This is a genomic window from Microbispora sp. CSR-4, assembly GCF_008033685.1.
In the GTDB taxonomy this organism is placed as follows: Bacteria; Actinomycetota; Actinomycetes; order Streptosporangiales; family Streptosporangiaceae; genus Microbispora.
The window spans coordinates 529,708-553,372 of record NZ_VJVX01000001.1; the positions used below are offsets into that span (position 1 = coordinate 529,708).

Sequence of the window (23,665 nt, forward strand, 5' to 3'; positions counted from 1 at the left end):
CACGGATAAGATCAGAAAAACCCCCTTCCCCCCGGAGCATGTGATGGCCGACGAAACCCCCGCTGCCGCGAAGCTCGACACCTCGGTGCCGCATCCCGCCCGGGTGTACGACTACTGGCTGGGCGGCAAGGACAACTTCGAAGCCGACCGCGCGGTCGCCGAAGCGGTGAAGGCCGCCTCTCCCGGGGTCGTCCAGGGCGCCCGGGACAATCGGGCGTTCCTCGGCCGGGCCGTACGGTTCCTCGCGGAGCAGGGGATCACCCAGTTCCTCGACATCGGCACCGGCATTCCGACCCAGGGCAACACCCACGAGGTCGCCCAGTCCGTGAATCCGGCGGCCAGGGTCGTCTACGTCGACAACGACCCGATCGTGATGGTCCACGCCCGCGCGCTGCTGCGCAGCGCGCCGGAGGGCAGGACCGCCTACATCGAGGCCGATCTGCGCGACCCCGACGCCATCCTCAAGCACCCCGACACGCTGGCGACGCTCGACTTCGACCAGCCGATCGCCGTGGTCATCGTGGGCACGCTCATGTTCATCAAGGACGAGGACGACCCGTTCGGCGTCGTCAGGCGCTACACCGACGCGGTCGTGCCCGGCAGTTACCTCGCCGTCACCCACGTCACCGGCGACTTCGCCCCCGAGAGCCTGGAGGCCTTCGCCGAGGCGTACAACACCGGGCCCGTGCCGCTCACCTTGCGTACCGGCGCGGAGATCGCCCGGTTCTTCGACGGCTTCGAGCTCGTGGAGCCCGGCCTGGTGGCGGTCGGCGAGTGGCGCCCGGACCCGGACGAGATCCCCTTCCTGACCGGCCGCGTGCACGGCGGGTACGGGGCCGTGGGCAGGAAGCTCTGACCATCCCCCGCACTGCCCCCTCCACCCGGCCCGTACGGAACCACCCGGCCCGGGGCCGGAGTCAGTCCTCGTAGAAAACGCGCTCCACCACGGCCCGGGCCCGCCGGGTGGCGCGCCGGTAGTCCTCGACGAAGTCCTCGGTGCCCTCGGGGGGATAGCCGAGCGCCCGCGCGAGCAGCACGCGCTCCTTGACCGAGGTCGGGATGCTGTCGGACGCCCGACCGCGCACCAGCATGAGGGCGTCGCGGATGCGTGACGCGAACAGCCACGCCTGCGCGAGCACCTCCTCGTCGGCCGGGTCGAGCAGGCCCTCCGCCGCCGCCGCGCGCAGCGCGTCGAGAGTGCGCGTCGTACGCAGCGCGGGGGTGGCGCCCGCGTGCCGCAACTGGATGAGCTGGGCCACCCACTCCACGTCGCTCAGCCCGCCCCTGCCGAGTTTGGTGTGCAGGGCGGGATCGGCCCCGCGCGGCAGCCGCTCGGCCTCCATGCGCGCCTTGAGCTTGCGGATCTCGCGTACGGCGTCCGCGGAGATGCCCTCGGCCGGGTAGCGCAGCGGATCGACGAGCGCGATGAACTCACGGCCGAGCTCGGGGTCGCCCGCGCAGAACCGGGCCCGCAGCAGCGCCTGGGCCTCCCAGTGCGAGGCCCAGCGGTCGTAGTAGGCCCGATAGGAGGCGATCGTGCGCACGAGCGGCCCCTGCCGTCCCTCCGGCCGCAGGCCCGCGTCGATCTGCAGCGGCGGGTCGGGCGCGGGCAGCGCGAGCAGCCTGCGCGTCTCCTCGGCCACCGCGTGGGCGGCGTCGGTCGCGTCCCGGTCGGCCACCCCCGGCAGCGGCGCGTGCACGAACATGACGTCGGCATCGCTGGCGTAGGAGCTCTCCAGGCCGCCGAGGCGGCCCATGGCGATGACGGCCATCCGCGTCGGGAACGGAGCGCGCCGTTCCAGCGTGACCTTGTTGATCGCCGTGTCGAGCGCCGCCTGGATCGTGACGTCGTTCAACGACGAGAGGGCCTGGCCGACCTCCTCGATGTCGATCAGCCCCGACAGGTCGGCGCAGGCCGTGCGGAGCAGCTCCCTGCGGCGCAGCGCCCGCACGGCGGCGACGGCGGTCTCGGCGTCCTCCGCGTGGCGGCTCACCGCGGCGGCGGCCTCGGCGGCGAGCGTCGCCGCGGGCCGTACGGCCAGCTCGGCGGGCGAGCCCAGCATCGCGACGGCCTCGGGGGCGTGCAGCAGTAAAGCGGTGACGTATTTGCTGGTGCCGAGCAGGTGGGCGAGGCGCTCGGCCACGGCGGTCTCGTCGCGCAGCAGGCGCAGATACCACGGCGTGGCGCCGAGCTTGTCGCTCACCTGGCGGAAGCCGAGCAGGCCGGCGTCGGGGTCGGGGGCGTCGGCGAACCAGCCGAGCATGACCGGCAGCAGCGTCCGCTGGATGGCCGCCCGGCGGGAGACACCGCTGGTGAGCGCGGCGATGTGCCGCAGCGCGCCCTCGGGGTCGGCGTAGCCGAGCGCCTGCAGCCGCGCGGTGGCCGCGGCCGCGGACAGGCGGGCCTCGGTCTCCGGCAGCCGGGCCACGGCCTGCAGCAGCGGGCGGTAGAACAGCTTCTCGTGGAGCCGCCGCACCTCCAGCGCGTGCCGCTTCCACGTTGTGGTGAACTCCCCCACCGGGTCGGTCGTCATGCCCAGGCCCCGGCCGAGCCGCCGCAGGTCGGCGGTGTCCGACGGCACCACGTGGGTGCGGCGCAGCCGGTGGAGCTGGAGCATGTGCTCGACCTGGCGCAGGAAGGTGTAGGCCTCGGCGAGCGCCTTGGCGTCATCACGCCCGACGTAGCCGCCCCTGGACAGGGCGGCGAGGGCCGACAGCGTGGCCCGGCGGCGCAGCAGCGGGTCGGAACGGCCGTGCACGAGCTGGAGGAGCTGGACGGCGAACTCGATGTCCCGCAGCCCGCCCGGCCCGAGCTTGATCTGCCGGTCGGCCTCGCCCGCGGGCACATGCGCCTCCACGCGGCGGCGCATGGCCTGCACGTCCTCCACGAACTTGGGCCGGGCGGCGGCCTGCCAGACCAGCTCGTTGACCGCGGCGACGTACTGCTGGCCGAGCTCCAGGTCGCCCGCGACCGGGCGCGCCTTGAGCAGCGCCTGGAACTCCCAGGTCTTGGCCCACCGCCGGTAGTAGGTCAGGTGGCTTTCCATGCTGCGCACGAGCGGGCCCATCTTGCCCTCGGGGCGCAGGTTGGCGTCCACCTCCCACAGCGCGCCCTCGGGGGTGCTCGCCGAGCAGGCCCGCATCATGCCCTGCGCGAGGCGGGTGGCGATCTGCAGCGCCTTGGTCTCGTCGACGCCCTCCTTGGGCTCGGCCACGAAGACGACGTCGACGTCGGAGATGTAGTTCAGCTCGCGGGCCCCGCACTTGCCCATGCCGATGACGGCCAGCCGTACGTCGCCCGCGTAGGGCACCTCGGCCCTGGCGATGGCGAGCGCGGCCTCCAGCGCGGCCGAGGCGAGGTCGGCCAGCGCGGCGGCGACCTCGGCGAGCGTGCACTCGCCGGCCACGTCGCGCGACGCCAGGTGCAGCAGGCGGTTGCGGTAGGCGACGCGCAGCGCGTCCATCGCCGGCGTGCCCGGCCCGGCGACGACTCCGCCTGCCATGAGCTCGGCCACGGGTTCGGACGCGTCCGGGTCGGCCCCGACCGCGAGCAGCATCTCCTCGCGCAGATCGCCGAGCGTGGGCCAGCGCGTCCACTGGATCGACGGCAGGCACTCCGGGTGCCGCACGACGTGCTCACCGAGCGCCGCGCTGAGCCCGAACACGCCGAGCAGCCTGCGACGCAGGTCGGGGTCGGCGCGGAACGCCCCGAGCACGCTCGGGTCCCGCTCGACCAGACGGCTCAGGGTGGTCAGCGCCAGATCCGGGTCCGCGGCCCTGACGAGGTCGTCGAGCAGGGCGAGATCGCCGACCGCCTCGGGGCCGAGCTCGTCGAGCAGCCGTTCGGCCCGCGCGCCGTCGGCGAATCCGAGCGCCGCCAGGCGCCCTGCCGTCGTCTGTATCCGAGGCGCGGCGTTCACCGTTCCTTCCTCCACCCCGACGTCGATCACGTCGGCCCCCCGAGACGAACCTTCCCAGTAACGGTACACATGGGACGGAAGCCTCCTCGCAGAGATCGGCCCCCTGCCGCGGAACCGACCTCGGACATCACCGCCCGGCGCCCGCCGGGCTCAGCGCACACGCTAGCCCTCCGTGTTGTGCGCGTCCTTAGCGGTTTCTCTGCGTAATCGGCCCATCACGCGTTTTCGCCGCGCGCTCCTCCGGTCCGTCAGGGCATGTCAGCTCCGGGTGAGCTGGGCCGCGAACGCCTCGGCGAGCGGCCTCCAGGTGCGCCTCAGCTCGTCTCCGGCGGCCCCGACCTGCGCGTTCAGCTCCGCGGCCCGCTCGGGCGGCAGCTCCCCTCCCTCGGTCCAGGAGGCGAAGATCTCGGGCGTGGCCTCGGGGTGGAACTGCACGGCCCACGCCCGGTCGCCGAGCCGGTACGCCTGGTTGGGGTAGCGCGCGCCGGTGGCCAGCCGTACGGCGCCCTCGGGCAGGGTGGTCATGGCGTCGTAGTGATACTGGATCGCCCGGACCGGCCCGTTCCGCGACGCGGACGGCAACGTGGAAAGCAGCGGGTCGGCGGCGGCCTCGGGCAGCGGCTCGATCTCCCCCAGGCCGATCTCCAGGCCCGCGCCGCCGCGCTCGACGGTCCCGCCGCAGGCCATGGTCATGAGCTGGGCGCCGAGGCAGATGCCGAGCGTCGGCACGCCCTCGTCCACGGCACGGGCGATCAGGGCCCTGGTCGCGGGCAGCCAGGCGTAGCCCTCGTCGTCCCAGGCCGCCGCGGCGCCGCCGAGCACCAGCAGCCCGCCGGGGGCGCGCTCGGGCACCGGCTCCCCCTTGTACGGCCGGACGACCTCGGTCTCGACTCCGGCGGCCTCCAGCCACCCCGCGAAGAAGCCCAGGCCGGCCTCGGCCTCGTGCTCGATGACGGTCAGACGTTCACCCATACGGGAGAGCTTAAAGACACATATCAGGACAGGCGATAGCGGACAGGGTCGTACCGTACAGTCCGCATCATGAACATCGATGAGGTCGCCGTCCCCGGCGGACGGCTGCGGATCGCCAGGTTCGGCGGCGGTCCCCGCCTGATCATCGCGGCGCACGGCATCACCGCCTCCCTCATGGCGTGGCGGGCGGTCGCCGACGCGCTGCCACCCGGCTGGTCGCTGGTCGCCGTGGACCTGCGCGGGCGCGGCCACAGCGCCGATCTGCCCGGCCCGTACGGCCTGGACCGGCACGCCGAAGACCTGGAACGCGTCGCCGAGCACGTGGGCGCGGACGGCACGAGCGTGCTCACCGGGCACTCGATGGGCGCCTACGTCGCGGCGCTGCACGGCGCGCACCGGCGTTACGCCAAGGTCGTGCTCGTGGACGGCGGCCTGCCGCTGCCGCTGCCGCCCGGCGCCGACCCCGACGAGGTGCTGGAGGCGACGCTCGGCCCGGCCATCGCCCGGCTCTCCCAGACCTATCCGAGCGTGGACGCCTACCTCGGCTTCTTCCGCGCCCACCCCGCGCTCGCGAACGACTGGTCCCCGCTCATCGAGGAGTACGTCCGCTATGACGCCGCCGGGCCGGACGACGCCGTCCGCTCACGCGCCCGCGAGGACGCCGTACGGCAGGACGGCCGCTGGCTGCTCACCGAGCACGAGGCGATCGGGACGGCGCTGAAGGGCATCGAGCCGGCGCCGCTGCTGCTCCGCGCGCCGCGGGGGCTGCTGAACCAGGACGTCGGGATGCTCCCGGACGACCTGACCGAGCGGTGGACGGCCGAGCTGCCCGGCCTGCGCGACGAGGTCGTGCCGGACTGCAACCACTACACGATCCTGTTCGACCCCCGCTGCGCCGCGGTCGTCGCCGCCCGCCTCACGGAGTGAGCGCGGGCCCCTTCGAGCCCGGCGGCCCTGGACGAGCTCCACGGCCGCCCGGCGCCGGCCCTGCCCTGACCGGCGCAGGGCCGTGTCACTGGCGGGGCAGGATCCAGGTGGCCTTGGCGGCGGCGACGAGCGCGCCGTCCACCTCGTAGACCGCGCTCGTGCCGAACAGCTTGCGGCCGTCGCGGCCCTCCGCCCGGGCGACGACCGAGTATCGGCCCATCGGGTAGACCCGGCGGAACACCTGCCCGGTCAGCCGTCCGAGCAGCGGAGGCTCGATGGGCCGCCGGTCGGGGAAGCTGCGGTAGTGCGCCCACCCGGTGACGCAGTCGAGCGCCGCCCAGACGATCGAGTCGGGCACCACGCCCTGCTCGTCGGTCACGTTGAACGGCACCCGCCAGCCCGCGGCGACGAGCTCGCCGCCGTCGGCGGGGCTCTCGACCGGGCCGGGGAAGATCCGCAGCCCGTCGCCGGGCTCACGCAGCCCGCAGGCGAAGCAGCCCGCGATGGCGTGGCCGTGCCTGCCGGGGAAGCCCGCCTCCGCGCGGGCCGCGTCGGTGAACCGCACGAACGGCGGCGGCGTCAGCGTCTCGGCGACCGGGATCGCCTCCACGAGGTGGCTGTCGCCCTGGCTGAGCACGACGGCATTGCCGACATGCTCGACGCACAGAGCGGTCTCCAGGGGGACCGGTCTGCGAAGGGTGACCTCCACCGGCGAGTCGTGACCGCGCCCGGTCAGCGTGCCGGCGAGGGTGCCCGCTATCCAGCCGCCGTTGGCGGTGCCCTCTGGTCCCCGGAAACGCTTCGGTACGGTCAGAACGGTCTGCAGCCCCGCAGCCGCCGTCATATGGCCACGTCCTCCCTGAGTCACGTCTTGATACGGCTCACCCGCAAAAGTCGTAACAAGTGAACCGATTTTACTGTTCCGGCGTACGGACCAGCCAAACAGACGGGAGTGTCAGGAAGATTTGCAGCCTGTAACGGCGTGGTGACGCGATCCGCGTCAGAGCACGGGCAGGTAGCGGCCCAGCTCGAACTCGGTCACCTGGCGGCGGTAGTCCTGCCACTCCGCGCGCTTGTTGCGCAGGAAGTAGTCGAAGACGTGCTCGCCCAGCGTCTCGGCGACCAGCTCGCTGTGCTCCATCGCCGAGATCGCCTCGTCGAGCGACTGGGGCAGCGGCTGGATGCCGAGCGCCCGCCGCTCCGCGCTGGTCAGCGCCCACACGTCGTCCTCGGCCCCCGGCGGCATCTCGTACCCCTCCTCGATGCCCTTGAGCCCGGCGGCCAGGATGACGGCGAAGGCGAGGTAGGGGTTGCAGGAGGAGTCGACCGAGCGGAACTCGATGCGGGTCGAGCCGCCCTTGTGCGGCTTGTACATGGGCACGCGCACGAGCGCGGAGCGGTTGTTGTGCCCCCAGCAGATGTACGCGGGGGCCTCGCCGCCGGCCCCGGCGATCGCCTCGGCGCCGCCCCACAGCCGCTTGTAGGAGTTGACCCACTGGTTACAGACGGCGGTGATCTCCGCGGCGTGCCGGAGCAGGCCGCCGATGAACGACCGGCCGATCTTGGAGAGCTGATAGTCGGCGCCGGGCTCGTAGAAGGCGTTGCGGTCGCCCTCGAACAGCGACATGTGGGTGTGCATGCCCGACCCGGGGAAGTCGGTGAACGGCTTGGGCATGAACGAGGCCCACACCCCCTGCTCCAGCGCCACCTCCTTCATGACCAGCCGGAACGTCATGATGTTGTCGGCCGTGGTCAGCGCGTCGGCGTAGCGGAGGTCGATCTCCTGCTGGCCCGGCGCGCCCTCGTGGTGGCTGAACTCCACCGAGATGCCCATCGACTCCAGCATCATGATCGCGTTGCGGCGGAAGTCGTGGCCCGCGCTGTGCGGCGTGTGGTCGAAGTAGCCGCCGTCGTCGATGGGCTCGGGCTTGTCGCCCTTCTCCGGCCGGTTGCGGAGCAGGAAGAACTCCACCTCGGGGTGGGTGTAGAACGTGAAGCCCATGTCGGCCGCCTTGGCCAGCGTCCGCTTGAGCACGAAGCGGGGGTCGGCGTGCGACGGCGAGCCGTCCGGCATCAGGATGTCGCAGAACATGCGGGCGGCGCCCGGCGACTCACTGCGCCACGGCAGGATCTGGAACGTCGCCGGGTCGGGCTTGGCCAGCATGTCCGACTCGTAGACCCGCGAGAAGCCCTCGATCGCCGAGCCGTCGAAGCCGATGCCCTCGGCGAAGGCGCCCTCCAGCTCGGCCGGCGCGATCGCCACCGACTTCAGGAAACCGAGCACGTCGGTGAACCACAGCCGGATGAACCGGATGTCTCGCTCTTCGAGCGTGCGGAGCACGAATTCCTGCTGGCGGTCCAAGGCGTACCTCACGGAGTCACAGGTCTGGTCTCGTACCAGTCTGCCTGGTGAGTGTTTCACAGGGGTTACGGGGGAGTGTGAGCCGTCGGTCCTGCGGCTCACCACTGGGCCCTGAACGGCGGCGGTCCCCGGGGGCCGCGGGCGGAGACGGTGACGAGGATCACACTGAACGAACCCGTCGGCCGGAGCGTCGATGCCGTTGATCCGGCGTTCCTGACGGCGCGAGGGCATGAACAGCGTCACCGCCGACGTCCGTCAACTCGTGTACGGCCTGCGTCCCCCGCGCTCGACGACCTCGGGCCGACGGGAGCCGTACGCGCCCTGGCGGAGGAGGCCCGCCTCGGCCTGGCCGCCGGCCCTGGAGTGATCGGCAGGAACCCGGGGTGGTTCAGGGTGATCAGGAGACGGCGGCGAGCGACTCGCCGACCGGGGTGCGCCGGTAGAGCACCTCGCGGCCGAGCCGCCGCCGCGCCACCAGGCCCGCGTCGGACAGCACGGCGAGGTGCTGGCTGACCGCGCCCGGCGTGAGGCCGAGCCGCCGGGCGAGCCCGCTGGTCGAGCCCGGCTCGGCCAGCGCGGTGAGCACCTGCGCCCGGGTGCGGCCGATGAGCGCGGCCAGCGCCTCGGGCGTGCAGGGGGGCGTGCCGTCCGTCCACAGCGTCCCGACGCCCCGCGCCGGATAGCACAGCATCGGCAGGTAGGGCTCGTACATCACCCAGACGTCGGGCCAGGAGAAGGCGCTCGGCACGAGCACGAGGCCGTCCCCGCCGAGATCGCCCACGTAGTCGCAGTTCTTGGCGGCGACGAGCCGGTCGCCGTACCAGGCGACGGTCGAGTGCAGGTCGGCGAACAGCTCGCGCACTCCCCCGGCCGCCAGCATGCGTGACCGCCACATGACGTCGCCCTCCAGCAGCGCGCGGATCCGCGGCCAGAACTCCTCGATCGCGACCGTCCAGTACGCCCGAAGCTGGTCGGCCACCCGCCGCACGCCCTCCGCCGGGTCGTCGGCGAACCGGCGCAGCGCCGCGGGATCGGACGTCTGCACCCAGACCATCTCCTCGTACGCCGTGGTGGGCGGCGTGGCGCGCACCCGCTCCAGCTCGGCGGCGAAGTCCGGCAGCGGGGTGTCGGGCGGCGGGGTGAGGAAGTCGGGCACGTAGCCGCGCACCGGGACCAGCGCGAACAGATCTGTGAGATCCACTTCACGCAGGCGCGGCCGTACGGCCCGCAGCCACGGCAGGTGCAGCGAGTGGCGGCCGGGGGCGCGCAGCACCCGGAGGCTGGCGACCAGCTCCCACATCGGAGAGAACGCGAACCGCAGCCGCGCCACGTCGTCCGGCGTGAACCGCCACTCCACCGGCATGATCGCCCCCCGATGTTTCAGCCCGGGCTAAAAGATTGGCACGGCGCGGCCACGGTGTCCAAGGGTGGACGACGTGACCACAGTGATCAGCAGGACCGGCTTCATCCAGTCGAAGGTCGGCGGCCTACCCCGCCCGTTCTGGGTGCTGTTCGGCGGAACGTTCGTGAACCGGCTCGGCACGATGGTGGAGCCGTTCATCGGCATCTACCTCACGCAGGCGCGCGGCGTCTCGCTCGCCACCACCGGGCTGGTCATGACCATGTTCGGCCTGGGGTCCCTGCTGTCGCAGCCGGTCGCCGGATGGCTGACCGACCGCCTCGGGCGCCGGATCACGCTGACGGGCGGCATGGTCGCCACGGCCGTCACCATGATCGTGCTCGGCTACACCACCAGCGTGCCGGGGCTCGTCGTGGGCATGCTGGTGCTGGGCATCGTGGTGGACGCCTACCGCCCGGCCTCGCAGGCGATCGTCGCCGACCTGGTGTCGCCGGAGGACCGGCCGCGGGCGTTCGGGCTGCTGTTCTGGGCCATCAACCTCGGCTTCTCGGTCGCCATGGTCGCGGGCGGCTGGCTCGCCCACTCGGGCTTCACCGTGCTGTTCTGGGTGGACGCCGTGACCTGCCTGATCTTCGGTCTCCTCGTGTGGCGGGCGATCCCGGAGACCCGCCCGGCCCGCGAGGACGCGCAGCCCGGCCGGTTCGCCGACGTGCTGCGCGACCGGCTGATGCTGGCCTTCGTCGTGGGCAACCTGGTGTATTCCCTGGTCTACCTGCAGGGCTACACCACGCTGCCGCTCGCCATGACCGGTCAGGGGCTGCCCACGAGCGCGTACGGCATGGCGATGGCGGTCAACGGCCTGCTGATCGTGGTCGTCCAGCCGCTCACCAACGCGTGGCTGGCCCGGTTCGACTCGTCCAGGGTGCTCGCGGCGGGGTTCGCGCTCGTCGGCGTCGGGTTCGCGGTGACCTCCCTGGCGTCGTCGGCGGCCGGGCACGCGGCGGCCGTGGCCGTCTGGACGCTCGGCGAAGTGCTCACGGCCGGGATCCCGGGGGCGATCGTCGCGGCGCTCGCGCCGCCCCACCTGCGCGGGCGCTACTCGGGCCTGTACGGCCTGTCCTGGTCGGCCGGCACCCTGCTCGCGCCCCTCGTGGGCACCCGGCTGCTGGCCGCCGCCCCCGGACTGGTGTGGCCGCTGTTCGGCGCCTTCGGCCTGCTCGCGGCGGTGGGCCAGCTCCTCATCGGCCGCGCCATACGCCGCCGATCCGCTCAAACGGCGTAAACCGGGCCGGATGGGAGACGCCGGCCCGCTCCTCTCGACTTTCCTGGTCGAACTGGATCGGGACAGGACATAATCCATCGCAGCATGGACGAGAACCCCCCTGCCCTTCCCGTGCGGGCGGCGGCCTGGGCGATGGCGGGCCTGGCGCTGGTCCTGACCCTCGCGGGGGTGCTGGTCCAGGTCCGGATCCCCGAGGAGTGGCAGCCGCACCCCCCGTTGACGCCGGACTTCGGCGTCGCGCTCACGTTCCCGCTCACGGGAGCGTTCCTGGTGTCCCAGCGGCCCCGGCTCAGCATGGCCTGGCTGATCTGGGCGGGCGGCCTGCTGGGTTCGGGCAACGTCGCCTTCACGGCGCTGATGTTCCACTGGGCCTCGCAGGGCGACATGGGGGCGGCCGTCGCGGCCCGGGCGGTCCAGGTGACCTGCTGGGCGGTGTCCGGCCTGCTGCTGGCGGTCATGGTTCCGCTCTACTCCCCCACCGGGACGCTCCCCTCCCGCGGCTGGCGCGTGGTCGTCGCCGCCGGCTCTGTCGCCACCGCAGCCGAGGTCGTCCTGAGCCTGCTGCGACCCGATCCCGATCCCGCCGGTTACCCCTGGCCGGCGGTGATCCATAACCCGCTGCAGGTCAGGGCACTCATCCCCTACTACGTCCCGGTGTGGGACGTCCTGCAGTACGTGATCCAGGCATGCGTGGTGGCGGCGCTGGCCTCGCTCGCGCTCCGGCTGCGGCGCGCCGACCCGGTGACGCGCCGGCAGATCGCCTGGCCGCTGTCCGTCTTCGCCGTGTACGTGGCGTTCTACCTGCTCGGCCCCGCGATGTGGCTGCCCGCGACGCTGTGGACGGCGCTCATCCCGTTCGCGATCCTCTTCGCGGCGCTGCGCTACCGGTTGTACGGCATCGACACGGTGATCAGCCGGACGTTCGTCGCCGCCGGGCTCCTGGGCGCGATCGGCGTCGTCTACTTCGTGGCCGGGGCGGTCTCCAGCCTGGTCGTGTCGGGATATCACCAGGTGGGCGGCCTCGTGGCGGCGCTGTTCGCCGGGGCGTTCTTCCAGCCGCTGCGCCGCGTCCTGCAGCGTGTGGTCGACCGTGCCCTCTACGGCAGGGTGGGCGATCCGGCGCTGCTCGCCGAACGGCTGACGCAGGAGGTGCGGCGGGCCGGCCCCGCCGACGCGCTGGCGTCGGTGGTGACGGTCGTGCGCGAGGGCCTGGCCGTGGAGGGCGTCGCCGTCGAGGTCGCCGGCGGCAGGCCGCGTTATGTCGAGAGCGGCCAGGCCGGGCCGTCGCCGCGCGAGGTGCCGCTCGTCTGGCACGGCGAGCCGGTCGGCCGGCTGCTCGTCGGCCCGCCGGGGGCACGGCGGTTCGCCGCCGCCCACGACGAGCGGGTGCTGTCCACGCTGCTCCCCTATGTGGCCGACGTCGCCCACGCCGTACGGATGGCCGCCGACCTCCAGCGCTCGCGCGAGCGCATCCTCGCCGCCCGCGAGGAGGAGCGGCGGCGGCTGCGCCGCGACCTGCACGACGGGCTCGGCCAGACGCTCGGGGCGATGGCGATGACGATCAACATGGCCCGCCACAGCCTGGAACGGTCCCCTGAGACGGCCGACGCCCTGCTGCACGACCTGCGGGTCGGCATGGACGCGGTGGCCGGCGACATCCGCGAGCTCGTGTACGGCCTGCGGCCGCCGGCCCTCGACGACCTGGGGCTTGAGGGAGCCGTACGCGCACTGGCCGAGGAGACGCTGCCCGCCGGGACGGACGGCGTCGAGGACATCGCGGTGCGGGTGGACGGCGACCTCGCGGGGCTGCCCGCCGCCGTGGAGGTCGCGGTCTATCGCATCGTGCAGGAGGCGCTCAACAACGTGCGCCGTCATGCACGGGCCACCCGCGCGGAGGTGGTCGTCACGCGTCACCCGGCCGGGGGCGGCGGCGAGCTGCGGGTGACGGTCGCCGACGACGGCGTCGGCCCGCCCGCCCGGCCGCGCGCGGGAGTCGGCATGTCCTCGATGCGCGAGCGCGCCGCCGAGCTGGGCGGAAACTGCGTGGTCACCGCCGCCGAGACCGGCGGCACGGTCGTCGAGGCCCGGTTCCCGCTCACCGCCTGAGCACCAGCAGCCGGCCTCGCGACCCAACCGAGAGCCGCTCGGCGCGACCGTGATCGCCACTGCCTCTACGCTTACCGTGCGATGGTGACTTTTCGTGCCCTTGGACCGTTCGAAGCGGTTTCCGGCGGCGAGACGCTCGACCTGGGCGGCCAGCGGCAACAGGCCGTGCTCGCCCGGCTGATCGTGGCCGCAGGACGCGCCGTGCCGGTGAGCGTGCTGATCGACGAGCTGTGGCCCGGCGAGCCGCCCGCCCAGGCGCTGTCCACGATCCAGGGGTACGTCTCCCGGCTGCGGCGGGCGCTCGAACCGGACCGCGCACCGCGCGAGGAGGCGGGCGTCCTGGTGTCGGCCCCGCCCGGCTACGCGCTGCGGGCGGGCGTCGAGGACGTGGACTGCTGGCACTTCGAGCACCTGGTCAAGAGCGACCACGAAGGCCCGGCCGCGACGTTGCAGCGGATGGAGGCGGCCCTCGCCCTGTGGCGCGGGCCCGCGCTCGCCGGGTTCCAGGAGCTGATCTGGGCGCAGACCGAGGCCACGCGGCTCGACGAGCTTCGCCTGCTCGCCGTGGAGCGCCGCGCGGACGCCGCCCTGCGGCTGGGCCGTACGGGCCCGATGATCCCCGACCTGGAGGCGCATGCGTCGGCGCATCCGCTGCGGGAGGAGGCCTGGCGGCTGCTGGCCCTCGCGCTCTACCGTGCCGGGCGGCAGGGCGACGCGCTCGGCGCGCTGCGCCGGGCCCGGGTGGCGCTGCGCGACGAGCTCGGGCTCGACCTCGGCCCGGCCCTGCAGCGGCTGGAGCAGGACATCCTCGTCCAGGCGGCGCATCTGGACGCCCCCGGTCCGGCCGCGGACGCGCCGCCGGACGGGCCGTCCGCGCCGTCCGTGCCGGTGGGGGCGTCGGGTGCGGCCTCCGGCCCGGCGGCCCTGCGGGTGCTGATCGCCGACGACCAGGCGCTGGTGCGCACCGGTCTCAAGGTGATCCTCGACAGCGAGCCGGGGCTCGACCTCGTCGGCGAGGCGGAGAACGGCGAGCAGGCGATCGCGCTCGTCCGGTCGGTGCGGCCCGACGTGGTGCTCATGGACATCCAGATGCCGCGCCTGGACGGCCTGGCGGCGGCCCGGCGGATCCTCGCGGCGGAGGCGCCGCCAAAGGTGATCATGATGACCACCTTCGGCACCGACGAGAACCTCTACGCGGCGCTGCGGGCCGGGGTGAGCGGCTTCGTCCTGAAGACCTCGCCGCCCGAGCAGCTCATCGCGGCGGTCCGGGCGGCCGTGGCGGGCGACGCGCTGCTCGACCCGGCGGTCACCACGCACCTCATCGCGGCGTTCGCGGGGCGGCGCGACCCGGCGGCGCCGGAAGGGCTGTCCGACTCCGACATCGACCTGATCAAGCTCGTCGCCCGGGGCTTCACCAACCGGCAGATCGCAATGACGCTGGCCGTGCCGGAGCAGGAGGTCGCCGACGAGGTCACCACGCTGCTGCGTGGCCTCGGCCTGGTCGACCGCGCCCAGCTCGTGGTCCTCGCGTACGAAAGAGGGCTGGTCAGCCCCGGCTCGCGCGACGCCTGACCCTTATCGTCGCTTTGACGACAACAAATCGGACACTTTAGGGTGGGACCGTGGCTCAACTGCGTATCGCTCTCGCCCAGACCAATCCGGTCGTCGGTGACATCGCCGGCAACGCCGACATGCTCGTCGAGTGGACCCGCAGGGCCGCCGGGCGCGGCGCTCACCTCGTGGTGTTCCCCGAGATGTTCCTGACCGGCTATCCCGCCGAGGATCTGGTGCTCCGCTCGTCGTTCGTGGAGGCGTCGATCACGGCGCTGTCGAAGACGGCGACGCGGCTCGCCGACGAGGGGCTCGGCGATCTCCCCGTCGTGGTTGGCTACCTCGACCGGGCCGACCTCGCCCCGCGCGTGGGCCAGCCCAAGGGCGCCCCGCTCGACGCGGTCGCCCTGCTCCACGAGGGCCGGGTGGTGACGAAGTCGGCCAAGCACCACCTGCCGAACTACGGGGTGTTCGACGAGTATCGCTACTTCGTGCGCGGCGACCGCCTGCCGATCTTCCGCCTGCACGGCGTGGACGTCGCCGTGGCCGTGTGCGAGGACCTGTGGCAGGACGGCGGTCCCGTGTCGGTGGTCGCCGAGGCCGGCGCCGGCCTGCTCGTCGTCCCCAACGGCTCGCCGTACGAGACGAACAAGGACGACGTGCGGCTGGAGCTGTGCGCGCGGCGGGCCCGCGAGGCGGGCTGCGCGCTCGCGTACGTGAACATGGTCGGCGGGCAGGACGAGCTGGTCTTCGACGGCGACTCGCTCGTCGTGGACGCCTCCGGGGAGCTGGTCGCCCGCGCGCCGCAGTTCGAGGAGGACCTGTTCGTCACCGACCTGGAGCTTCCGGAGGGCACGGGCGAGCCCGGCGAGTCGCGCCACGACGCGCACGACGGCACGGTCATCACGGTCGAGCGGGTGCTGCTGTCGGCCGCCCCGGTCGAGCCGTACGAGCCGGAGACGCCGGTCGTCGCCGAGCGGCTGGACGACCTGGCCGAGATCTACCAGGCGCTGGTGCTCGGCGTGCGCGACTACGTGCGCAAGAACGGCTTCCGCTCGGTCATCCTCGGCCTGTCCGGCGGCATCGACTCCGCCCTCGTCGCCACGATCGCCGCCGACGCGATCGGGCCCGAGCGGGTGCACGTGGTGCTGATGCCCTCGCGCTACTCCTCGGACCACTCGATCACCGACGCGGAGGAGCTGGTGCGCCGCCAGGGGGTCCACTCCCAGATGGTGCCGATCGCCGACATCGTCGCGGCGTTCGAGAAGGAGATCGAGCTGCACGGCCTGGCGGCCGAGAACCTCCAGGCCCGCGTGCGCGGCATGCTGCTGATGAGCCTGTCGAACGAGCACGGCCACCTGGTGCTGACCACCGGCAACAAGAGCGAGCTGGCCACCGGCTACTCCACCCTGTACGGCGACTCGGCGGGCGGGTTCGCCCCGATCAAGGACGTGCTCAAGAGCGTCGTCTGGAAGCTCGCGGAGTGGCGCAACGCCCAGCCGGGGCGGCCTCCGATCCCGGAGAACTCGATCACCAAGGAGCCGAGCGCCGAGCTGCGGCCCGACCAGCGCGACACCGACTCGCTCCCGCCGTACGACGTGCTCGACCGGCTGCTGCGCGACTACGTGGAGGGGGACATGGGCCGCGACGAGCTGGTCGCGGCCGGTCACGATCCCGAGCTGGTCACGAAGATCATCCGCCTGGTCGACCAGGCCGAATACAAGCGCCGCCAGTACCCGCCGGGCCCGAAGATCACGCCCAAGAACTTCGGCCGCGACCGCCGCCTGCCCATCACCACCCGCTGGCGCGAGCGCCTCTAAGTCCGCACGTCACGCGTGCGGACCAGCAGCCAGGCGCCGAGCAGCGCGGCGGCGGCCCACGCGGCCGCCACGCCGAGGCCCTCCCATGGGCCGAGCGGAAGGTCGTCCAGGTGCGTGGTCGTCTGGACCGCGAGCCCGGCGTTCGCCGGCGTGGCCTGCCAGAGCAGCCGCCGCCGGCCCGGGTCGGCGACCATGTGCGCGATGAGCGGCAGCACGTACAGCAGGCCGCACACCACGCCTGCCGCGGTCGCGGAGTCCCGAACGGCGGTGGCGACGCCGAGGCTGAGCAGGGCGATCAGCGCGAGGTAGAGCGCCGTGCCCGCCGCCGCCCGCAGCGTCGGGCCGTCGGCCAGGGACGGCGGCGGGTGACCGCTGGCGGCCGTGAACCCGTTGCCCGGCAGGATGAGCCGTGCCGCCAGCACGGACGCGAGCACCGCGACCGTCCCGGCGGCCAGTGTCAGGCCGGTGAGGACGGCGGCCTTCGCGGCCAGGACCCGGCCCCGGCGTGGCATCGCCGCGAACGTCGTCGCGATCATGCCGGTGCCGTACTCGCCGGTGACCGCGAACACGGCCAGGACGGCCACGGCCGCCTGGCCCGCCTGGATTCCGGCGAGGCCGAGCCGGGGGACGTCCTGGTCGCAGCCCGCCGCCGGGCAGGACACGGTCGCGGCCACGGCGGCGCTCGCGGCGGCGGTGAGCCCGACGACGGCGGCCGTCAGCCACGCCGCGCCCGATGTGGTGCGCGTCTTGGTCCACTCCGCGCGAAGCTCGCGTCTCACGCGTCCTCCTTGCTCACGTGTCGCTTTTGCTCACGTGTCGCTTTTGCTCACGTGTCGCCTTTTGCTCACGTCTCGGCCCTGCTCACGTGCCGGCCCCTGCTCATGCGTCGGCCCGGCTCATGCGTACGGCGGCCAGGACGACGGCGAGCGCGGCGTAGCCGCAGAGCACGGCGAGCCCGGCGAGGGGCGGCAGCGGATAGTAGCCGCCCTGGGGGCTGTAGTAGCCGAGCACCTGCGCGTACTCCGGCACGCTCTGCTGCACCGCGAACCCGGCCGCCGGAGTGAGCCGCAGCAGCCACCGCGCCACGCCCAGGGGCAGGACGGAGGCGGTCGCGAGAATGTGGGGCACCACGACGAGCCCGACCACCGCGGCGACCGCCGCCGCACCGCGCCGCGCCAGGGCGCCGCAGGCGAGGGCGAGGATCGCGACGGCGGCCGTCAGCGCCCCGACACCGGCCACGACCCGCAGCTCGGTTAACGTGCTCGCCGGGAGGACGGCGTTGCCGTTCGCCTGGAGGATGCGCGCGCCGAGGGGAACGGTGAGGGCGGCGGTGGTCAGGCCGGCGGCGAAGGCCACCGCGCCGATGACCACGGTCTTGGCGGCGAACGCCCGGCCCCGCCGTGGCGCGGCCAGCAGGGTGGTGCGGAACAGGCCCCGCCGGTGTTCCGCGGTGACGAACAGCACCGCCACCACGATCACCGCGACCAGCCCGGCGACCAGGCCGGAGAGCGTGCTCTCGATCCGCATGCCGTCCGTGCTCGGTGCGACGTCGCCGACCCCGGTGATCGCGAACGTGCCGCCCGACTCGGTGAAGCGGCCCGGGTGATGGGGCGTGCTGCCGTCGGGCTCGTACGTCACGCCGACGTCGTCGTGGCTCCGCGTGCCGCCCGCCCGGCCCTCCACCCGGACCTGGTCGAAGACGGCGGTCGCCTCGGTGAACCGGACCTGGACGGAGGCGCCGCCCAGATTCCCTCTGCTCACCGTCAGGTCTCCCGTGGAGGCGACGAACATCCCGGCCTCCACCGTGGCCGGCAGCCGGGCCGGGCGGGCCGTGCCGACCACCGTCCACCGCCTGCCGTCCACGGACTCGTAGCCGGTCAGGGTGCCGCCGGACCGGGTCAGCCGCAGCCAGCGCGGCGACCCCGGCGAGACGCCGCCGGGCCCGCCCGCGACGTCCTCGGTGAAGTCGTGCTGCATCCGCACGCCGTGCCGGGCGGTGACCATGACCGCGGCGTACGACGCGCCCTCCCGGACGCCGTCCTTGACCATGATCCCGGCCTTCGCCCACGGCACGACTCCGGCCACGACGTTGCGCACCCCGGGGGTGGCGTCGGGGAGCCGGATCCGCCCGGTCATGGAGTCGACCCGCACGATGATCGAGCCGTCCCCGTCCAGCCGGCGGTGCACGAAGAAGAATCGGTCGCTCACCGCCTCGCCACCCGGCCCGGTCGTGAGCGTGCAGGCGGTCTCGACATCGCCCATGCCGCAGGAGGCGTGGTGCCCGCCGCGGACATCAGCCCCAGGGCCACAACGAGCGCCACGCCGACGGCCATGCCGGCCACCCAACCGCGTACGGTCCTGAACTTGGTCCACTCGGCGCGCACCAGGTGCCGGAAGCCGTCGCGCCCGTTCGTCTCCATGACTGTCGTGGGGTCCGTCATCATGTCGCCGTCCCGTCCCGGGGGGTCGTGGCTCGGGGGGTCGTGGCGCGGAACTCGACCGCGTCCCGGGTCAGCTCCATGTACGCCTCCTCCAGCGACGCGCGATGCGCGGCGACCTCGGAGAACGGCACGCCGTTCGCGCCGAGCAGGGCGACGATCCGCTCCGCCTCCAGCCCGGAGACGGTGAGCGTGTCGCGGTCCTGGACGGCCACCCTGGCGCCGGCGCGGGCCAGCACTTCCATCGCCTCCGGACGCGCGGTCGTCCGCAGCGTGACCCGCCCGTCGGAGGCGGCGGCGACCATGTCGGCGACGCTCATGTCCGCCACCACCCGCCCCCGGCCCGCGACCACGAGGTGGTCGGCCAAGTCCTGCATCTCGCTCATCAGATGGCTGGACACCAGCACCGCGCGTCCCTCGGCGGCCAGGGCCCGCAGCAGGGTGCGGATCCACACGATGCCCTCCGGGTCGAGGCCGTTGACCGGCTCGTCCAGCATGAGGACGGGCGGATCCCCGAGCAGCGCGGCGGCGATGCCGAGACGCTGCCGCATGCCGAGCGAGAACCCGCCCGCCCTGCGCCGCGCCACCGCCCCCAGCCCGACCTGCTCGACCACCTCGTCGACCCGCCGCGCGCCCAGCCCCTGGGAGTGGGCCAGCCACAGCAGGTGGTTGCGTGCCGTACGGGAAGGCTGCAGGGCGGCGGCGTCCAGCAGGGCGCCGACCTTTCACAGGGGGGCCCGCAGGCTCCGATAGGGCCAGCCGCCGACCAGCGCGGATCCCTCGTCGGCCGTGTCGAGCCCGAGGATCACCCGCATCGTGGTGGACGTGCCCGCGCCGTTGGGCCCGACGAAACCGGTGACCCGGCCCGGCAGCACCGTGAAGGACATCCCGTCCAGCGCCACGGTGCGGCCGTAGCGCTTACGCAGTCCGATTACTTCGATGGCCGCTCGCATGCCCGGCAGGCTAGGCGGTGGCGGGAACGCGCGGCGTCACGGCGGGGAGCGATCTCCGCCCTCCGAGCGCAAGGCGGGGTGTCTCCCTTCCGCGTCTCCTTCTTCCGCGCCTATGTCGTCGGCACTTCGTACGCGCCCGCCGCGCTGGGTGTGTTCGCTGCCCTGCTCGCGCTGGCCGAGGCGGTCGCGCACGCCCGCGGCGCGACGCCGCTCTCGTTCGGACCCGCCGCGACTACACCACCCCTGTTCGGGCACGGCTCGACCGCACCGGTGGGCATGGGCGCGAGCACTCCGGGCACCCCGGCGGGCCCGAGCACGGTGGTCGTGGCGCTCACCGGCCCGGGGGCCGATCCCGGCGGGGCCGCGCTGCGTCTGGTCGCGTTCGGCCTGCTCGCCCTGGCCACCACGGTGCCGGTCGTGTTCCTGCGGACCCGGCCGACGGCCGCCGCCCTGGTCGTCGGCGCGGCGGGCGTGCTGTCGTTCACGGCCTTCCGGACGCTCACTGTCGCCGGCGCGGCCGTCGTGGTGGTCTGCCTCCACCGGCTCGGTGTCACCGGAGCGCGGCGGCTTGGCCTCTTGCTCGCCGCGCCGTACGTCGTGGCGGCGTTGCTCGGCCTGCCCGCCTGGACCCTGCCCCGAGGCGTGGCGATGCTCGTTCCCGTGGAGGGCGAAACGCGCGTCCTCGTCCTGCTCCTTGCGTGCATCGCCCCGGCTGCGACCTTGGCCGGAGTCGCCCGGCGGGCCACCGATGAGGCCGCGGACAACCGGCCGCCCGGCAGGTCATCGCCGGCACCCTCCTGGAGCACACCGCCCGGGGCGAGCGGGCGCGCATCGCCCGGGAGCTGCACGACGTGGTCGCCCACCACATCTCCATGGTCGCCGTACAGGCGGAGACGGCCCGGGTAGCCGTGCCGGGCATGCCGTCCGCCGGGGCGGAGCGGCTGCGGGCGATCGGCGACACCGCCCGCTCGGCGCTGACCGAGATGCGGCGCCTGCTGGGCGTGCTGCGTGAGGACGACCGGGAACGGGCGGATCTGCGCCCGCAGCCCGGCCTGCGGCTGACCGAGCTGAACGCGCTGCTCGACGAGGCGCGCGACGCCTCGGGAACCGCCGTGCGCCTCGTTCTCAGCGGCTCCCCCGCCGTGCTCGATCCCGGCGTCGAACTCGCCGCTTACCGCATCATCCAGGAGGCGCTCACCAACGCCCGGCGGCATGCGCCGGGCGCCGCCGTGGACGTGGAACTGCACTACACCCGCGACGCTCTGCGGCTGCGCGTACGGGACAACGGCCCAGGCATTCCGTTCTCCTCGGGCACGGCGACCGGCACCGGCGGGTCCGACGGCCTGGGCGTGCCGGGCGGCGCCGTGATGCCCGGTGCAGCCGTCCCGTCCGGAGACGCGCGCGTGCCCGATGGCATGGCCGGTCACGGATTCGCCGAACACGAATCGGCTACTCGCGGACCGGCTGGTCGCGTACTCGCCGGGCAAGAATCGGCCGGTCATGAATCAGCTGGTCACACCTTCGCCGGTCATGGATTGGCCGATCACGAATCCGCCCGATATGAGGCGGCCCGGCACGGATTGACCGAACACGAATCGGCTGCTCGCGGATCGGCCGGCCACGGATTGACCGGGATGCGGGAACGGGCCGCCGCCGTTGGTGGCGAACTGTGCATCGGCTCCGCGGCCGGCGGCGGTTTCGTCGTGGAGGCGTGTCTCCCTCGGCTTCCGGATGCCGATGATTTCCAGGCCTCCGGTGCTGCCGACGGTCCTGACCGCTGGTGGGGCCCTGCCGCACCCGCCGGCTCTGCGGGAGGATGTCCGTGACCGGCGGGACGCCGATCCGTGTCGTGGTGGCCGACGACCATCTGGTCGTCCGCACCGGCTTCGCCGAACTGCTGGGCAGCCAGCCGGACTTCGCCGTGGTCTCGACCGCGCCCGACGGGGCGCAGGCCGTCCGGATGTGCCGGGAACTGCGCCCCGACGTCGTCGTCATGGACATCCGTATGCCGGTTATGGACGGCATCGAGGCAACCCGGCGGCTCGCCGGCTCCGGAACGCGGGTCCTCATCCTGACGACCTTCGACCTGGACGAGTACGTGTACGACGCGCTGCGCGCCGGGGCGGGCGGTTTCCTGCTCAAGGACGTCACCGCCGAGCGCCTCTTCGACGCGGTCCGCGTCGTGGCGGCGGGCGATGCGCTGCTGGCCCCTTCGATCACCCGCCGCCTCATCGCCGAGTTCGCCCGCCTGCGGCCGACTCCCGAGCCCGCCATCCCGGCCGCGCTCACCCCACGGGAGACGCAGGTGCTGCGGCTGGTGGCCGAGGGGCTGTCCAACTCCGAGATAGCGGACCGGCTGACCGTCAGCGAAGAGACGGTCAAGACGCACGTGAGCCGGGTGCTTAGCAAGCTCGGCCTGCGTGACCGGACCCAGGCCGTCGTCGTGGCGTACGAGACCGGACTGATCGTGCCGCGCTTCACCGGTGACCGGTTCAACCCGGCCGAGCCGACCTGACACCGCCATCCGATGGCCGTCGGCACACGGCGCACGGAGCACGACGGCATGGCGGCGCAGCGCCGCGGTGGCTCGGCAGCACGGCGCCTGGTCGATCGGCCGTAAAGCCGCCGGGCTGCGGAGCAAGGACCTGCTCGGGCGTTGATCTGGGAGATTCCCGGCGACACACCGACACAGGGGTGGGCGCGCGCGACGCGGGTCTGAGGTCAGGCCCGCTGACAAGCGCGCTCCACTCCGGTTGGAACAGGCGGGCCCGAGACAAGAAAGCCGTGACCGATGCCGGGCAGGCGTCCGGCATCGGTCACGGAGTCATCGGAGACATCTTTAGGAGACGGCGTCGTCGGCAGACAGCCGCCCGCCCTCGCGTCCATTTCCCGCCAGTGGTACCCGGCATCCCATGAGGATGCCCAGCGCGACGCACCCGTTCGATGCGCCGCTCCGCGCTCGCTTCGTCGCGCCGCTTAGCGCTCGCGTCGGTCACGCCGCTCCGTGCGCCGCTTAGCGCTCGGCTCCGCACACCGGTCGAGGCACCGTTCCGCGCTCGGTTCCGTCGCGCCGCTCGATACGCGGCTCTGTGCGCCGTTCGATGCGCCGTTCGATGCGCCGTTCGATGCGCCGTTTCGTGCGTGGCGTATCACGAGGACGGCGGTGCACGACGGTGACCGGGGCGGTCCGTACGGCCGTCTGCCGTACGGACCGGGGTCATGGCTCGGAGGCGAGGGGCCGCATCACGGCCCGGGGCTCGGGAGCCGGGTCACAGCTCGGGGGTCGAGGGACGAGGTTACAGCTCGGGGGTCGAGGGACGAGGTTACAGCTCGGGGGTGGAAAGACGGGTCACTGCTCGGAGTTGCGAGGGCGGAAGCCCTTGAGCGCCTCGTCGACGATCCGCTCGGGGAGGCTGGCATCGGGCTGGTCCGAGTGAGACCACTTCGTGGACCAGATCATGGCCCCGCTGAGCAGTGCCAGCGCCATGTCGATGTCGAGGTCCGCACGCAGCTCCCCGGTCTCCATCCCACGCCGCAGAACCGCCGTCACGACCGCCCTGCGCGGCTCCACGGCAAGCTCGCGGAACCGCTCCGCCAGCCGGGGATGCCGCTCTGAGTCGCTCATGGCGATGTTCATGATGCAGCGCGTGCGATGGTGCAGGGACTCCTCCTGGATCACCCGGAGGTAGGTCACCAGGTCGTCTCGCACTGTTCCGCCCTGCGGCAGCGGGATCGGCCGCTTGAGCGTCGCCAGCGCGTCCACCACCAGGTCTTCCTTGTTGGACCACCTGCGGTAGATCGTGGTCTTCCCGACACCGGCGCGGCCGGCGATCGACTCGATGGACAGCTCCGACACACCGATGCCCTCGCCGAGCAGTTCGAGGGTGGCCTCGATGATCGACCGTTCCGCCTTCTCGCTGCGCGGGCGGCCCGCCGGGCGGGCCACCCCCTCAGCCGTCTGCTGCGTCTTCATG

General features: G+C 73.2%; 19 protein-coding genes and 2 pseudogenes. 11 read left to right on the forward strand and 10 right to left on the reverse strand.

Going from position 1 to position 23,665, the window contains the following annotated elements:
* The first annotated feature begins 43 nt into the window (after positions 1–43).
* A complete protein-coding gene (locus FLV34_RS02535; RefSeq protein ID WP_142644853.1) occupies positions 44–856 on the forward strand; it encodes an SAM-dependent methyltransferase in 813 nt (270 codons plus the stop codon).
* Positions 857–917: 61 nt separating this feature from the next.
* Here FLV34_RS02535 and FLV34_RS02540 read toward each other — a convergent pair whose 3' ends face one another.
* Complete coding sequence (locus FLV34_RS02540) at positions 918–3,920, reverse strand: bifunctional [glutamine synthetase] adenylyltransferase/[glutamine synthetase]-adenylyl-L-tyrosine phosphorylase (protein ID WP_147942251.1); 3,003 nt, start codon at positions 3,918–3,920, stop codon at positions 918–920.
* Positions 3,921–4,178: 258 nt separating this feature from the next.
* Positions 4,179–4,892, reverse strand: a complete 714-nt coding sequence (locus FLV34_RS02545) for a type 1 glutamine amidotransferase (protein ID WP_142644851.1) — start codon at positions 4,890–4,892, stop codon at positions 4,179–4,181.
* A 69-nt stretch (positions 4,893–4,961) separates the two neighbouring features.
* On the opposite strand from FLV34_RS02545, the gene FLV34_RS02550 reads away from it, so the two are divergent.
* Entirely contained in the window at positions 4,962–5,819 is an 858-nt protein-coding gene (locus FLV34_RS02550) for an alpha/beta hydrolase (protein WP_142644850.1), read from the forward strand.
* Positions 5,820–5,904: 85 nt separating this feature from the next.
* On the opposite strand, the gene FLV34_RS02555 is transcribed toward FLV34_RS02550, so the two are convergent.
* Together FLV34_RS02555 and glnA are read right to left on the reverse strand one after the other, a co-directional pair.
* Positions 5,905–6,663: a hypothetical protein gene (locus FLV34_RS02555; RefSeq protein ID WP_142644849.1), complete on the reverse strand. Its 759-nt coding sequence runs from the start codon at positions 6,661–6,663 to the stop codon at positions 5,905–5,907.
* 156 nt (positions 6,664–6,819) lie between these two features.
* A complete protein-coding gene (gene glnA / locus FLV34_RS02560) occupies positions 6,820–8,181 on the reverse strand; it encodes a type I glutamate--ammonia ligase (protein ID WP_147942333.1) in 1,362 nt (453 codons plus the stop codon).
* 229 nt (positions 8,182–8,410) lie between these two features.
* On the opposite strand from glnA, the gene FLV34_RS40145 reads away from it, so the two are divergent.
* On the forward strand, positions 8,411–8,548 hold the full coding sequence (locus tag FLV34_RS40145; RefSeq protein ID WP_187280518.1) for a hypothetical protein: 138 nt from the start codon (positions 8,411–8,413) through the stop codon (positions 8,546–8,548).
* 30 nt (positions 8,549–8,578) lie between these two features.
* On the opposite strand, the gene FLV34_RS02565 is transcribed toward FLV34_RS40145, so the two are convergent.
* Positions 8,579–9,544 (reverse strand): DUF5937 family protein, encoded by a 966-nt coding sequence (locus FLV34_RS02565; RefSeq protein ID WP_147942252.1) that lies wholly within the window; start codon positions 9,542–9,544, stop codon positions 8,579–8,581.
* 73 nt (positions 9,545–9,617) lie between these two features.
* On the opposite strand from FLV34_RS02565, the gene FLV34_RS02570 reads away from it, so the two are divergent.
* The 4 genes from FLV34_RS02570 (at position 9,618) to FLV34_RS02585 (ending at position 16,300) form a co-directional block, all read left to right on the forward strand.
* On the forward strand, positions 9,618–10,823 hold the full coding sequence (locus FLV34_RS02570) for an MFS transporter (protein ID WP_221889843.1): 1,206 nt from the start codon (positions 9,618–9,620) through the stop codon (positions 10,821–10,823).
* 84 nt (positions 10,824–10,907) lie between these two features.
* The gene (locus FLV34_RS02575) at positions 10,908–12,929 is read left to right on the forward strand and encodes a sensor histidine kinase (RefSeq protein ID WP_147942253.1); all 2,022 of its coding nucleotides are present in this window, start codon (positions 10,908–10,910) and stop codon (positions 12,927–12,929) included.
* A gap of 81 nt (positions 12,930–13,010) precedes the next feature.
* Positions 13,011–14,501: a BTAD domain-containing putative transcriptional regulator gene (locus FLV34_RS43200; protein ID WP_147942254.1), complete on the forward strand. Its 1,491-nt coding sequence runs from the start codon at positions 13,011–13,013 to the stop codon at positions 14,499–14,501.
* A gap of 50 nt (positions 14,502–14,551) precedes the next feature.
* Positions 14,552–16,300, forward strand: coding sequence for an NAD+ synthase (locus FLV34_RS02585; protein WP_142644845.1), 1,749 nt, complete (start codon positions 14,552–14,554; stop codon positions 16,298–16,300).
* Here FLV34_RS02585 and FLV34_RS02590 read toward each other — a convergent pair.
* From FLV34_RS02590 to FLV34_RS02600, 4 genes and pseudogenes are all read right to left on the reverse strand, one after another.
* Positions 16,297–17,079 carry an ABC transporter permease subunit gene (locus FLV34_RS02590; RefSeq protein ID WP_142644844.1) on the reverse strand — a complete coding sequence of 261 codons (783 nt, stop codon included), beginning with the start codon at positions 17,077–17,079 and terminating at the stop codon, positions 16,297–16,299. The two genes, FLV34_RS02585 and FLV34_RS02590, sit on opposite strands and share 4 nt — an antisense overlap.
* A 100-nt stretch (positions 17,080–17,179) precedes the next feature.
* Positions 17,180–18,508, reverse strand: coding sequence for a DUF1349 domain-containing protein (locus FLV34_RS02595; protein ID WP_261985620.1), 1,329 nt, complete (start codon positions 18,506–18,508; stop codon positions 17,180–17,182).
* Complete coding sequence (locus tag FLV34_RS42150; RefSeq protein WP_261985621.1) at positions 18,505–18,744, reverse strand: hypothetical protein; 240 nt, start codon at positions 18,742–18,744, stop codon at positions 18,505–18,507. Before FLV34_RS42150 ends, FLV34_RS02595 begins: the two co-directional genes overlap by 4 nt.
* Positions 18,741–19,691 (reverse strand): annotated as a pseudogene (locus FLV34_RS02600) (ABC transporter ATP-binding protein). Before FLV34_RS02600 ends, FLV34_RS42150 begins: the two are co-directional and overlap by 4 nt.
* 78 nt (positions 19,692–19,769) lie before the next feature.
* Between FLV34_RS02600 and FLV34_RS41260 the strand changes: the two are divergent.
* The 4 genes and pseudogenes from FLV34_RS41260 to FLV34_RS02615 all read left to right on the forward strand — a co-directional run bounded on the left by FLV34_RS41260 (position 19,770) and on the right by FLV34_RS02615 (position 22,206).
* Positions 19,770–20,597 (forward strand): hypothetical protein, encoded by an 828-nt coding sequence (locus tag FLV34_RS41260; RefSeq protein WP_222709388.1) that lies wholly within the window; start codon positions 19,770–19,772, stop codon positions 20,595–20,597.
* A pseudogene (locus FLV34_RS43345) lies at positions 20,564–20,650 on the forward strand (hypothetical protein); the annotation flags it as partial. The gene FLV34_RS41260 and the pseudogene FLV34_RS43345, both read left to right, overlap by 34 nt.
* 24 nt (positions 20,651–20,674) lie before the next feature.
* Positions 20,675–21,517, forward strand: coding sequence for a sensor histidine kinase (locus FLV34_RS41265; RefSeq protein ID WP_240970786.1), 843 nt, complete (start codon positions 20,675–20,677; stop codon positions 21,515–21,517).
* Positions 21,514–22,206: a response regulator transcription factor gene (locus FLV34_RS02615; RefSeq protein WP_260616993.1), complete on the forward strand. Its 693-nt coding sequence runs from the start codon at positions 21,514–21,516 to the stop codon at positions 22,204–22,206. Before FLV34_RS41265 ends, FLV34_RS02615 begins: the two co-directional genes overlap by 4 nt.
* Before the next feature lie 834 nt (positions 22,207–23,040).
* On the opposite strand, the gene FLV34_RS02620 is transcribed toward FLV34_RS02615, so the two are convergent.
* Positions 23,041–23,664 (reverse strand): TetR/AcrR family transcriptional regulator, encoded by a 624-nt coding sequence (locus FLV34_RS02620; protein WP_142644840.1) that lies wholly within the window; start codon positions 23,662–23,664, stop codon positions 23,041–23,043.
* Position 23,665: the final 1 nt, after the last annotated feature.

Bases quoted from the DNA above. Each gene is read 5' to 3' on its own strand.
- FLV34_RS40145 (WP_187280518.1), top strand. From the start codon at position 8,411: ATGAACAGCGTCACCGCCGACGTCCGTCAACTCGTGTACGGCCTGCGT.
- FLV34_RS02575 (WP_147942253.1), top strand. From the start codon at position 10,908: ATGGACGAGAACCCCCCTGCCCTTCCCGTGCGGGCGGCGGCCTGGGCG.
- FLV34_RS02545 (WP_142644851.1), bottom strand. From the start codon at position 4,892: ATGGGTGAACGTCTGACCGTCATCGAGCACGAGGCCGAGGCCGGCCTG.
- FLV34_RS02565 (WP_147942252.1), bottom strand. From the start codon at position 9,544: ATGCCGGTGGAGTGGCGGTTCACGCCGGACGACGTGGCGCGGCTGCGG.
- FLV34_RS02535 (WP_142644853.1), top strand. From the start codon at position 44: ATGGCCGACGAAACCCCCGCTGCCGCGAAGCTCGACACCTCGGTGCCG.
- FLV34_RS02555 (WP_142644849.1), bottom strand. From the start codon at position 6,663: ATGACGGCGGCTGCGGGGCTGCAGACCGTTCTGACCGTACCGAAGCGT.
- FLV34_RS02620 (WP_142644840.1), bottom strand. From the start codon at position 23,664: ATGAAGACGCAGCAGACGGCTGAGGGGGTGGCCCGCCCGGCGGGCCGC.
- FLV34_RS02550 (WP_142644850.1), top strand. From the start codon at position 4,962: ATGAACATCGATGAGGTCGCCGTCCCCGGCGGACGGCTGCGGATCGCC.
- FLV34_RS41265 (WP_240970786.1), top strand. From the start codon at position 20,675: ATGCGGCGCCTGCTGGGCGTGCTGCGTGAGGACGACCGGGAACGGGCG.
- FLV34_RS43200 (WP_147942254.1), top strand. From the start codon at position 13,011: ATGGTGACTTTTCGTGCCCTTGGACCGTTCGAAGCGGTTTCCGGCGGC.
- FLV34_RS42150 (WP_261985621.1), bottom strand. From the start codon at position 18,744: ATGATGACGGACCCCACGACAGTCATGGAGACGAACGGGCGCGACGGC.